The organism is Rhizobium sp. ZPR4 (assembly GCF_040215725.1).
Lineage (GTDB): Bacteria > Pseudomonadota > Alphaproteobacteria > Rhizobiales > Rhizobiaceae > Rhizobium > Rhizobium rhizogenes_D.
In genome coordinates this window covers 4,051,042-4,062,954 of sequence record NZ_CP157967.1, presented here as the reverse complement: position 1 = coordinate 4,062,954, position 11,913 = coordinate 4,051,042, and the positions used below count along the sequence as shown (strand labels likewise).

Genomic DNA, 11,913 nt, shown 5'->3' with positions numbered 1-11,913 from the left:
ATAGTGCCGCCTTCCAAAGTCTCTTTATAGGGCGAGAGCACTTCACTGCCGCCCTTGGTTCTTCGCCATGGCATGACGATCGCGCTCGTTGTCCCAAGCTGCGCCGCATACCGGTTCATCAGCCACGCCCGGCCAGCGGGCTTTACAGAAACACTGTGGCGAAAACCGCTCTTTAAAGCTGTCTTCGTCTCAACGTCTGTAACCGGAGTATCAATCGGCCCTCGTATTCCGACTGAACACTCCAACAGCTGTCAATTTTTCTCCCCTCCCCGCAGCCGCGCCAATAAATTGGGCTGCAAAGGATAGACAAGCTTCCTCGTTCCGCAAGCGCTGCCGCTTCCGGTTTTTACTCGTCAACTGTTTGAAAAAACGAAACTGAACTGCTCCGTTACAAGAGACAAAACCACCCACACCGTCTTTAGTGACGGTGTTTGCCGAAGCTGTTTCAGGTGAGATCCGCGCCCCTTGTTGAAATCCATTTAGGCAGGATCGAAGGCAGATATCAACGATGAATTTTACACAAAATTAAGAGGCAGCCATTGACTCGGGAGGCCATTTTTGACTGTCACAAGCCCTTCAAAAAAGAATCGCTGTTGAATCAAAGAGATTCCTGTCGAACGCGATTCTCACAGCTTTCAAAAGAAAAAAAATAAAAAATCCCTTGACTCAGTTGTGAGCCGGCAATGCGTCATGCAGATCACCCAGCGCTGGGATATCCTGCCGCAAGCCCTTGTTTCCAAAGGTATATTTCTGTCACGTCAATGACATGATCGACCGGCCATTTTTGGCAATGCGGCAATTTTTTGGCCGAATCCAAAAAGCCCGGCACGAGGGCCGGGCTTAACTCTAACGATTAAATCGTTAACGAAAGATTATGCAGTCGGGGCAGAAAGAGCCTTCACACGCTTGGCAAGACGCGAAACCTTGCGGGAAGCGGTGTTGGCGTGAAGCACGCCCTTGGTGGCTGCGCGAGCCAGTTCCGGCTGGGCAGCAACGAAAGCTGCCTTTGCGCGATCTGCATCACCCGATGCGATGGCTTCTTCGACCTGGCGAACGAACGTGCGAACGCGCGAGCGACGAGCCTTGTTGACATCGGTGCGGCGGGCGATCTTGCGGGTCGCTTTTTTCGCCGAGGTAGTATTGGCCATGTATGCCTCTCTTAGAATTCGAACAAAACTCCATCGTTGCAGCGCGGGCCCTGCGGCCACTTCATCCAGCAATGCGGGAGCAATTGCGGAAAACCAGAGCGGCTTTCCAAACTGTGGCGGGCATATAACCGGAATGAGCCGCGGCGTCAACGCGGATTCTCGCCAAACCCGCGTAATTCCTGAATCCAGGCTCTTAGCGGTTTTTGAAGGACGGCTTGCGCTTCTCGACGAAGGCGGCCATGCCCTCCTTCTGATCCTCCGTGGCAAACAGGCTATGGAACAGACGGCGCTCGAAGCGCAATCCTTCCTCGAGCGTGGTTTCGAAAGCGCGGTTGACCGCTTCCTTGGCCATCAGCACCGAGGGCAGCGATAGCGATGCGATCTTGGCGGCGGCAGCCAACGCTTCGTCCAGGAGCTTGTCTGCCGGCACGACACGCGCCACCAGGCCCGAACGCTCCGCCTCCGCCGCATCCATCATCCGGCCGGTCAATACCAGATCCATCGCCTTCGCCTTGCCGACAGCACGCGTGAGACGCTGTGAGCCGCCCATGCCGGGGATGACACCGAGCGTGATTTCCGGCTGGCCGAACTTCGCCGTCTCCGAGGCGATGATGAAATCGCACATCATGGCGACTTCGCAGCCGCCGCCGAGCGCAAAACCGCTGACCGCCGCGATAACAGGCTTGCGGGCATTGGCGATCTCCGCCCAGCCGCTGAAGAAATCATTCTTGTAAGCGTCGACGAAATCGAGCGCCTGCATTTCCTTGATATCGGCGCCGGCGGCAAAGGCCTTTTCCGAACCGGTGAGCACGATCGCACCAATGGCATCATCGAGATGAAACGCGGCATAGGCCTGCTTCAACTCGGAGAGGACCGTTGAATTCAGCGCATTCAGCGCCTGCGGCCGATTGATCCTGATGAGGCCGACGGCCCCATGTGTTTCGACGATGAGGGTTTCGTAAGCCACTTCTCTCTCCCTTTAAAATCAGCTTTGGCCCTTCAATCAGCCTTGGCAGGAGGCGCAATAGAAAGAAGAGCGCCCCGCCTGGACGATGCGACTGACCGTACCGCCGCAACCGGGCGTACCGCAAGGCTGCGCTTCACGATCATAGACGGAAAAGGAATGCTGGAAATAGCCGAGCGAGCCATCGGTCTGGATATGATCGCGCAACGACGAGCCGCCTGCGGCTATCGCATCGGCAATGACCTCGCGGATCGCGTCGACCAGCGCCAGCAACGCTTCCGTTGGTTTGCCGGCATCCGTGACCAGCGTGCCGGCAGGGCGCAACGGCGACAGATGCGAGCGCCACAGCGCTTCGCATACATATATATTGCCGAGGCCGGCGATGTTCTTCTGGTCGAGCAGCGCGCTCTTCAGCGGCTGGGCCTTGCCGAGAAAACGCTTAGCTAGGTAATCAGCGCCGAGTTCATTGCCCGTCGGTTCCGGGCCGAGATCGCGGAAGAAGGGATGGCTGACCATGTCGGCCCGCCTGACGATGTCCATGAAGCCGAAACGACGCGGGTCATTATAGATAACACGCGCTTCGCCATCGGCGCCCGTCAGGTGAAAGACGACGTGGTCGTGCTTCTCATCCTTCGAGCGTGCGTGATGGAACTCGCCGGGTGTTTGCGTGACCCGACCGGCTTCGACCCGGAACGAACCGGACATGCCGAGATGCGCAATGATCGTCTTGCCGTCGTCGAGATCGATCAGCAGGTATTTGGCGCGGCGCGACAGCGACGTGATGCCGCGGCCCGAAACATGCCGAGCGAAATCGGTGGGGAAGGGAAAGCGCAGATCGTTGCGGCGCAGCTCCAATTCCCTGAGAACGGCGCCTTCCATGGAGGGCACCAACCCGCGCCTGACGGTTTCGACCTCTGGTAATTCCGGCATGGCTATCCATCTTTGTGTTTCAACCGCTTATGATCTGAGCTATAGCCCAAGACATTGCGGCTGGTGATCTGGCTGATGAGATAGCGTGGCAAACGCGATTTCGCTATGGTCCGCCGCCGAATACTGCATAATTCCTTAGGCCGAGATCGACCTGGGGATTAGATTATGCAGCGGATTTAAAGTGTTACAGCGATCTTTGCGCGTCACATACAACGCGCGACGCTGGAGTGTAACGGAGTTGAGCCGATGGCAGACAGCCGCACCTCCGCCGATGGCGGCATGGAAACATCCTATGGCTTCCGCGACGTAGCCGATGGCGAAAAGCAAGGCCTCGTCAACGAGGTGTTCCACAAGGTCGCCAAGCGCTATGACGTCATGAACGACGTCATGTCCATGGGCATGCATCGCGCCTGGAAGGATGGAATGGTCGCGGCGCTCAACCCGCGCAAGGATCCCGCCTACAAGGTGCTCGACGTAGCAGGCGGCACGGGCGACATCGCCTTCCGCATCGTGGAGGCATCCAACCGGCTGGCGCACGCAACCGTGCTCGACATCAACGGCTCGATGCTTGCCGTCGGCGCCGAGCGTGCCGAGAAGAAGAAGCTCTCGGACAATCTCACCTTCGTCGAGGCGAATGCCGAGGAACTTCCCTTCGAACCCAACTCCTTCGACGCCTATACGATCGCCTTCGGCATCCGCAACGTGCCGCGCATCGATGTCGCGCTGAAGGAAGCCTACCGCGTGCTGAAGCGCGGCGGCCGGCTGCTCGTGCTCGAATTTTCCGAAGTCGACCTGCCGCTGCTCGACCGCGTTTACGACACCTGGTCCTTCAACGCCATTCCGAAGTTCGGCAAGGCGATCACGGGTGATGCCGAGCCCTATCAGTATCTGGTGGAATCGATCCGCAAGTTCCCGAACCAGCAGGACTTTGCGACGATGATCCGCGAGGCCGGCTTCTCGCGCGTGAGCTTCACCAACTATACCGGCGGCATCGCCGCGCTGCACTCCGGCTGGAAGCTCTGAAGCATGATGTCGAGCCATGTGATGCGGCTTGCGGCCTCCGCTTCTAGAGACCTTGAGGCGCTATGACTGCTTTCAGCGCATATTTCGGCCTTGTCCGGGTCGGCTGGGTGCTCGTGCGCGAAGGCGTGGTCATGGCGTTGCCGTCCGAAGGGCTGCCGCCCTCCGTCAGCCTGGCCAAATCCTTCGTCAGCATCTTTGCCCGCCGCAAGGCAAAGAGCCAGGCGCGCAGCGACCGGCTTGCAAAGGCGGTGGAACGGCTCGGCCCGTCCTATGTCAAGATCGGCCAGTTCCTGGCAACGCGGCCCGATGTCGTCGGCGTCGACATGGCCAACGACCTGTCGCAGCTTCAGGACCGGATGGCCTTCTTTCCGCATGAAACGGCGACGGCGGCGATCGAATCGTCACTCGGCCGGCGGATCGACGATCTCTATGCCAGCTTTGGCGAGCCGATCGCGGCTGCCTCGATAGCGCAGGTACATCCGGCGGAGATCGACACGACCGAAGGGCGCAAGCGCGTTGCGGTCAAAGTGGTCCGGCCAGGCGTGCGCCAGCGCTTCTCCAACGATATCAAGGCAATGTATCTCGTGGCGGGGATGCAGGAGCGTTTCATGCCCTCCAGCCGCCGTCTTCGGCCGGTGGAAGTCACGAAGACGCTCGAGCAGACGACGAAGGTCGAGATGGATCTGCGGCTCGAAGCAGCTGCGCTCTCGGAAATTGCCGAGAATACCGAGAAGGACCCCGGTTTCCGCGTTCCGAAGGTGGATTGGGAACGCACCGGCCGCGACGTCATCACCATGGAATGGATCGACGGCGTGAAGATGTCCGACGTTGAGGGGCTGAAGGCCGCAGGCCACGATCTCAACACGCTTGCCGATACGCTGATCCAGTCCTTCCTGCGCCACACGCTGCGCGACGGCTTCTTCCATGCCGACATGCATCCCGGCAATCTCTTCGTCGATCCCACAGGTATGATCGTCGCCGTCGACATGGGCATCGTCGGCCGCCTGGGCAGGAAGGAACGCCGCTTCCTCGCCGAAATCCTCTACGGTTTCATCACCCGCGATTATCTCCGCGTCGCCGAAGTGCATTTCGAAGCCGGCTACGTACCCGGCCACCACAATATGGAAAGCTTCGCCCAGGCCATCCGCGCGATCGGCGAGCCGATCCACGGCCAGCCGGCCGAGACGATCTCCATGGGCAAGCTTTTGACCCTGCTCTTCGAGGTGACCGAACTCTTCGACATGGAGACGCGTCCCGAGCTTGTCATGCTGCAGAAGACCATGGTCGTGGTCGAGGGCGTGTCGCGCATGCTCAATCCGCGCTTCAACATGTGGAAGGCTTCGGAACCGGTCGTCGGCGACTGGATCCGCACCAATCTCGGCCCGAAGCGGATCATGACCGATCTGAAGGACGGGTTGAAGGCTGCCGTGAAGCTTGCCGAAGCGGCACCCGAAATCGCTGCCAAGACGGAGAAATTCCATCACGAGCTTCTGCACATGAGCGAAAACGGCCTGCGCTTCGATCCGCAGACGGCGGAAGCGATCGGCAAGTCGGAAGCCAAGCACAGCCGCTCCGGCCGCCTTGCGCTTTGGGTGATCGCGCTAACGCTGCTCTACATCGCCTGGCATCTGGGTTGACGTGCGGCCGCGTCATTGTGGCTGCAGCGGCCCATCAACCAAGCTGCGTTTCTTCCTAGTGCGATTTTAATCGACGATGAACAACTTGACGCCTGTCTTTGTCGATGACCGGTGTGCAGCGTCGCCGAAATCGGACACTTGATAGCTCATGCCTTGAGTGAGGATCGATATCCGCCCATCCTTCAGCTCGGAGATCAATTCACCTTCGAGCACATAGATAATATGGCCGCGATCACACCAGTGATCGGCAACATAGCCGGGCGTATATTCAACAATCCGAACGCGGATGTCCCCGATGTTCAATGTCCGCCAGAGCGCATGGCCGCTTTCGCCCGCATGTCTGGTGGGGGCAATCTCATCCCAATTCGTTACCGTAAAAGGCAGTTCAGGAATCTTCATCGCAATGATTTTCCGGGTGTTGAACGGATCGTTCCGCATAGAAACGGCTGCAAAGCCCGTTCGTCAATCCTGTCGCCATCGACTTCGAACAAGCAGGCCGCGCTGAATTTAAAGGCAGCCGTCGCGACGGGAGCGGATGTATCTCTCTTTCGGCTATAATGCATGATGCGACCGCGTGCTTTGCGTGTACTCTCGCTCGCATGGCACATCAGGTGTTCGGCATTTGGGATATCCCATTGTCGATAAGGCTCGCATAGCCTTGCGAAAAAGGAGAACAAAAGACATGGAGCGTCAGAGAGCCGGCATCGAACTCACCGGGCAACCCCTTGGGTTCAGCGATCTGGTGCGGATCGGGGCGGGCGTCGCCCTGCCCTCCGCATCGGAAGCCGGCATGGCGCGCGTGCGGCTGGCGCGCAGCGTTCTCGAAAGCACGATCCAATCCGGCATGCCCGTCTATGGCTCTACGACCGGCGTCGGCGCCATGAAGGATGTCGAGTGGTCTCCCGAAGATCTGGATGCCTTCAATCTCGGCCTCGTGCGTGCTCATCACTTCGGGACCGGCGCACCCTTTTCCATGTCGGTCGTGCGCAATGCCATGGCGATCCGGGTGAACACCGCTCTCACCGGCCAGGTCGGATGCTCGCAAGAGCTGATTCAGTCCTACCTGCAGCTTCTCAGCGCCGATGTCATTCCCGTTGTCCGCCGCACCGGCTCGATCGGCTGCGCGGATATCGGCCTGATGGGCCAGATCGGCGCCGTTCTGACTGGCGTCGGCGAGGCCGTCTATCGCGGCCGCCGCATGCAGGCGGCTGACGCCTTCGATGCCGCCGGTATCGCTCCCGTCAGGATGATGCCGCGCGACAGCCTCGCCTCGCTCAGTGTCAACGCCGTCAGCTTCGCCGCCGCCGCCGAGACAACCCGCAATGCCGCCGCCTCGATCCGCGTCCTGCTGGCGACCGGCATGATGGCGGCCGGCGCGCTCGGTGCTTCGCGCGACCCCTGGATTTCGGTGCGCCATGTCGGCACCCCCCGCGAAGCCCTGATCGGCGCATGGCTCTGCAACGCCTCGGACGAATGGCCGTGGCCGGTCGCGACCCATGTGCAGGATCCGCTGAGTCTGCGCATGATCGCCCAGGTCTTCGGGGCCGTCATCGAAAACCTTTTGACCGCCGGCCACAAGATTCTTGCCGCCACCGGCCGCTCGGACGACAATCCCGTCATCGTCGATGGCCGCGTCATGACCTCTGGCGGTTCGCTGCCGCTCGATGTCACCATTCTGCTCGAAGGCGCTGTCATCTGCATGGCGCATGCGGCCCGCAATGCCTTCAATCGCTGCGTCCTGCTCGGCAATGGCCAGCGGCGCGGCCTGCCCGTCAATCTCGTGCCGGAGGGCAAGATCGCCACCGGCTTCGGCCCGATCATCAAGCTTGCCGGCGAAATCTTCTCACGCGTTCTCTCCATGTCCAATCCGGTCTCTGCACAGTCGCTGGTGGTTGCTGCAGGCATGGAAGACGAGGCCGCCTTCCTGCCACTCGTCATCGAACGCTTCGAGCGGCAGATGCGGGCGCTGAAGCGTCTGGCAGCCCTGGAAGCGCTGCTTTCGGCCCAGGCGATGGACATTCTCGGCGACAAGCCGGAAGGCGTGGCGCGTATGCTCTATGAGGTCGTACGCAAACATGCGGATTTCTATGTGGTCGATCGTCCTCTTTCGGCCGAAGTCGAGGCGATCGAGGAGGAACTGGCTTCCGAAGCTTTCGTTTCGGAATTGATCGCCCACAAGCCCATCATCGCCTATGATGATTTCTTCGCGCTCGGCTCACTGGAGCGGGTCGAGGAGCGGCTTTATCACGACACCGTCACGAGCGTCGGATGATTTTAAGTCATGCAGACCTAAAATCTGAATCCGACCTCGAAACAAAAAAATAGAGCATGATGTCGTCCGAAAACCGCGCACACTTTTCGGCATCATGCTCGATCTGAACCAACCGACTGAACCAACCGACCGGCGGAGAGAATGCACATGGCCGATTTCGATCTAGTTCTGCAAGGCACCGTGGTTTTGCCTGAACGCATCGTGGAAGCCGGCTATGTCGCCGTCAGCGACGGCAAGATCGCCGAAGTGGGTATCGGCGTGCCCCCGGCTGCGCGCGAGCGGCATCTGCTCGGCAAGGCGCTGATCCTGCCCGGCGCGATCGATGCGCAGGTCCATTCTCTCTCGCAGAAGGATCAGGAGGATTTCATCTGGTCGACGCGTTCGGCGGCTGCCGGCGGCGTCACCACCATCGTCGACATGCCCTATGACGAAGGCAATCTCGTCTGCTCGGCAGCAGCGGTGAAGAAAAAGATTGACCACGCCGCGCCGCAGTCGCGCGTCGACTTCGCTCTTTACGGCACGATCGACCCGGAAGAAGGCCCGGCACGCATCGCCGAGATGGTCGAGGCCGGTGTCGCCGCCTTCAAATTCTCCACCTTCGGCACCGATCCGAAGCGCTTTCCGCGCATTCCGCCCGCCCTGCTCGATGCCTGCTTTGCCGCGATCGCACCGACAGGCCTGACCGCTGGCGTCCACAACGAGGATGACGAAGCGGTGCGCACCTACATGGAACAGGTGAAGGTAAGCGGCGTCACCGACTACCGCGCCCACGGCCTTTCCCGCCCTCCGATCACCGAACTGCTCGCCATGCACACGATCTTCGAGACGGGTGCAGATACCGGCTGCCCGGCCCATGTCGTGCATTGCTCGCTCGGCCGCGGCTATGACATAGCCCGCGCCTATCGCCGCGACGGCTTCGAAGCGACGGTCGAATGCTGCATCCATTACCTGACACTCGACGAGGAAAACGATGTGCGGCGTCTCGGCGGCAAGGCGAAAATCAATCCGCCGATCCGCCCGCGCGCCGAAGTGGAAACCTTATGGCGCAAGGTGGCGGAAGGCAATGTCTGGCTCGTCTCGACCGACCATGTCAGCTGGTCGGAAAATCGCAAAACCAATCCGGACATGCTGGCGAACGCTTCTGGCGTGCCGGGACTGGAGGTCATGGTGCCGCTCTTCGTCAAGGGTGCTCTGGAACGCGGCGTGCCGCTCACCTGGGCCGCGAAGCTGATGGCGGAAAACCCGGCCAGGCATTTCCGCCTCGACCATATCAAGGGCGCGCTGACGCCGGGCAAGGACGCCGATATCGTCGTGCTGGAGCCACGCGAGATGGTTTATGACGCAGCCACAAGCGGCAACAACGTCGTCGGCTGGAGCCCCTATAACGGCATCCGCCTGCCCTGGACTGTGTCGGCCGCCTACCTTAGAGGCAAGCAGATCACCGAGGGACAGAAGGTGCTCGCCGAACCCGGCTCCGGCAGCTTCATCCGCCCCTTGCCTCGCCAAATCATTGCCGGAGATGCTGCCTGATGACCGACCCCAAGCGCCACAACCTGCCAGTCAACGCCGACCGTATCGCTGAGGATATCGATGCGCTGGCCGGCATTACCGAGCCCGGACACCCCTGGACGCGCCGCGCCTTCTCGCCGCTCTTCCTCGAAGGGCGCGCCTATATCGACGCGAGGATGAAAGCCGCAGGACTTGAGACGCGAATGGATGCCGCCGGCAATCTCATCGGCCGGCGCGCAGGCGCCAAGCCGGGCCTCGGCACGATCCTTGTCGGCTCGCATTCCGATACCGTTCCCGACGGCGGCCGCTTCGACGGCATTGCCGGCACGATCGCAGCGCTCGAAGTCGCACGCTCCTTGAAGGATCGCGGCATCGAGCTCGATCATGATCTGGAAATCGTCGATTTCCTGGCCGAAGAAGTCAGCATCTTCGGCGTCTCCTGCATCGGCAGCCGCGGCATGACCGGGCAGATCCCCGAGGCATGGCTCTCCCGCGTGAGCGGCGACCGCACGCTTTCGCAGGGCATTGCCGAGGTCGGCGGCGACCCTTCGGTGCTGCTCTCCCAGAAACGCCCGGATCTCGCCGGCTTCCTGGAGCTGCATATCGAGCAGGGTCCGGTGCTGGAAGCCGAGAACAAGGATATCGGCATCGTCACCGCGATCGCCGGCATCACCCGCATCGAAATCACCGTGGAAGGCCGCGCCGACCACGCCGGCACCACGCCGATGGATCGCCGCGCGGATGCGCTGGTGGCAGCCTCGCAATTGGTTCTCGATATTCGCCAGCGCGCAGCCGAACAAGCAAAGACGCCGGGCCATTTTGCTGCAACCGTCGGCGAATTCCGCATCGAGCCGAATGCCGCCAATGTCGTGCCCTCGAAGGTCGTGCTGCTGATCGACGGCCGCGCCGAAATCCGCAGCGACATGGAAGATTTCCTCGCCTGGATCGATGGCGAGGTGAAGACCATTGCCGCCGATTACGGCGTCACGATCAATACGCCGGTGCGCGTCTCCGACAACATGCCGACCCCCGGTGCTCCGGTGCTGCTCGAAACGCTCGAGCGTGCCTGCGAGACTGTCGGCGCCAAGCACCGCCGCATGGCCTCCGGCGCCGGCCACGACACGGCCTGGATCGCCAAGGTTGCGCCAGCCGCCATGATCTTCGTGCCCTGCAAGGAAGGCCGCAGCCACTGCGCCGAGGAGTGGGCCGAGAATGACGACATCGCCATGGGCGCCGCCGTTCTTTTCGAAGCGGTGCGCGACATGGACAAGAACCTCAAACAGAACCGGGAGTAGCCAATGGGACGCGTACTCGTTGCCAAGGATGTGGAAGCGGCCGTCAAGGGCGGCTCCGTTTACGCCGCAGGCGGTGGCGGCTGGGCCGACCATGGCCGCATGCTCGGCTATGCGGCCGTCAATGTCGGCAAGCCGGAGCTGGTGTCGATCGACGAACTCAACGACAACGACTGGATTGCCACGGCAGCCGCCATCGGCGCACCGGCCTCCACGACCCCCTGGGAAATGCAGGGCATCGACTATGTGAAAGCCGCACAGCTGCTGCAGGACGAACTTGGCGAGAAGCTTTCCGGCCTGATCATCGGCCAGAATGGCAAGTCCTCGACGCTGAACGGCTGGCTGCCATCGGCCATTCTCGGAACCAAGGTGGTGGACGCGGTGGGTGACATCCGCGCCCATCCGACGGGCGATATGGGTTCGATCGGCATGGCGGGCTCGCCCGAGCAGATGATCCAGACCGCCGTCGGCGGCAACCGCGCCGAAAACCGCTATATCGAGCTGGTGGTCAAGGGTGCGACGGCGAAGATTTCGCCGATCCTGCGTGTAGCCTCCGACCAGTCCGGCGGCTTCATCGCTTCCTGCCGCAATCCCTTGCGTGCGTCTTACGTCCGCACGCACGCGGCACTCGGCGGCATCTCCATGGCGCTTTCGCTCGGCGAAGCGATCATCGAGGCGGAAAAGAAGGGCGGCAGCGCCGTCATCGACGCCATCTGCAAGACGACGGGCGGTCATATCCTGGCCGAAGGCACCATCACGAAGAAGGACGTCGTCTACACGAAGGAAGCCTTCGATATCGGCACCGTCACCGTCGGCTCAGGCGACAAGGCCGTCGTCATGCATGTGATGAACGAATACATGGCCGTCGAGGATACCGGCGGCAAGCGGCTCGCGACCTTCCCCTCCGTCATATCAACGCTGTCGCCGGAAGGCGAGCCCTTGAGCGTCGGCCAGCTGCACGAAGGCATGAAGGTTTTCATCCTGCATGTGCCGATGGATATCATTCCGCTCTCTGCCAGCGTGCTCGACCCGACTGTCTATCCCTCCGTCGAAAAGGCGATGGGGATCGAGATCGCGAAATACGCGCTAGAGCCGGATGATTTTAGGTCTGTTCGACCTAAAATCTGAATCCGCTCTA

9 protein-coding genes and 1 pseudogene are annotated in these 11,913 nt (G+C 61.0%); 6 read left to right on the top strand and 4 right to left on the bottom strand.

Annotation, left to right across the window (positions count from 1 at the left end):
- Positions 1-872: 872 nt before the first annotated feature.
- The 3 genes from rpsT to mutM form a co-directional block, all read right to left on the bottom strand.
- The gene (gene rpsT / locus ABOK31_RS19550; RefSeq protein WP_004108374.1) at positions 873-1,148 is read right to left on the bottom strand and encodes a 30S ribosomal protein S20; all 276 of its coding nucleotides are present in this window, start codon (positions 1,146-1,148) and stop codon (positions 873-875) included.
- A 193-nt stretch (positions 1,149-1,341) separates the two neighbouring features.
- Positions 1,342-2,115: an enoyl-CoA hydratase gene (locus tag ABOK31_RS19545; RefSeq protein WP_349957283.1), complete on the bottom strand. Its 774-nt coding sequence runs from the start codon at positions 2,113-2,115 to the stop codon at positions 1,342-1,344.
- A gap of 36 nt (positions 2,116-2,151) precedes the next feature.
- A complete protein-coding gene (mutM, locus tag ABOK31_RS19540; protein ID WP_349957281.1) occupies positions 2,152-3,042 on the bottom strand; it encodes a bifunctional DNA-formamidopyrimidine glycosylase/DNA-(apurinic or apyrimidinic site) lyase in 891 nt (296 codons plus the stop codon).
- A 246-nt stretch (positions 3,043-3,288) separates the two neighbouring features.
- On the opposite strand from mutM, the gene ubiE reads away from it, so the two are divergent.
- Together ubiE and ubiB are read left to right on the top strand one after the other, a co-directional pair.
- Positions 3,289-4,065 carry a bifunctional demethylmenaquinone methyltransferase/2-methoxy-6-polyprenyl-1,4-benzoquinol methylase UbiE gene (ubiE, locus tag ABOK31_RS19535; protein ID WP_349957279.1) on the top strand — a complete coding sequence of 259 codons (777 nt, stop codon included), beginning with the start codon at positions 3,289-3,291 and terminating at the stop codon, positions 4,063-4,065.
- Between the two features lie 62 nt (positions 4,066-4,127).
- A complete protein-coding gene (ubiB, locus tag ABOK31_RS19530; protein ID WP_349957278.1) occupies positions 4,128-5,702 on the top strand; it encodes a 2-polyprenylphenol 6-hydroxylase in 1,575 nt (524 codons plus the stop codon).
- 66 nt (positions 5,703-5,768) lie between these two features.
- Here the strand turns inward: ubiB and ABOK31_RS19525 are convergent, their stop codons facing one another.
- The gene (locus tag ABOK31_RS19525; protein WP_349957276.1) at positions 5,769-6,101 is read right to left on the bottom strand and encodes a DHCW motif cupin fold protein; all 333 of its coding nucleotides are present in this window, start codon (positions 6,099-6,101) and stop codon (positions 5,769-5,771) included.
- 283 nt (positions 6,102-6,384) lie between these two features.
- Between ABOK31_RS19525 and ABOK31_RS19520 the strand changes: the two genes are divergently transcribed.
- The 4 genes and pseudogenes from ABOK31_RS19520 to ABOK31_RS19505 all read left to right on the top strand — a co-directional run bounded on the left by ABOK31_RS19520 (position 6,385) and on the right by ABOK31_RS19505 (position 11,903).
- On the top strand, positions 6,385-7,974 hold the full coding sequence (locus tag ABOK31_RS19520; protein ID WP_349957275.1) for an aromatic amino acid lyase: 1,590 nt from the start codon (positions 6,385-6,387) through the stop codon (positions 7,972-7,974).
- A gap of 147 nt (positions 7,975-8,121) precedes the next feature.
- On the top strand, positions 8,122-9,504 hold the full coding sequence (locus ABOK31_RS19515; RefSeq protein WP_349957274.1) for an amidohydrolase family protein: 1,383 nt from the start codon (positions 8,122-8,124) through the stop codon (positions 9,502-9,504).
- Positions 9,504-10,798, top strand: a pseudogene (locus ABOK31_RS19510) (Zn-dependent hydrolase); the annotation flags it as partial. The gene ABOK31_RS19515 and the pseudogene ABOK31_RS19510, both read left to right, overlap by 1 nt.
- Complete coding sequence (locus tag ABOK31_RS19505; RefSeq protein WP_349957272.1) at positions 10,782-11,903, top strand: DUF917 domain-containing protein; 1,122 nt, start codon at positions 10,782-10,784, stop codon at positions 11,901-11,903. The pseudogene ABOK31_RS19510 and the gene ABOK31_RS19505, both read left to right, overlap by 17 nt.
- The last annotated feature ends 10 nt before the right edge of the window (positions 11,904-11,913 follow it).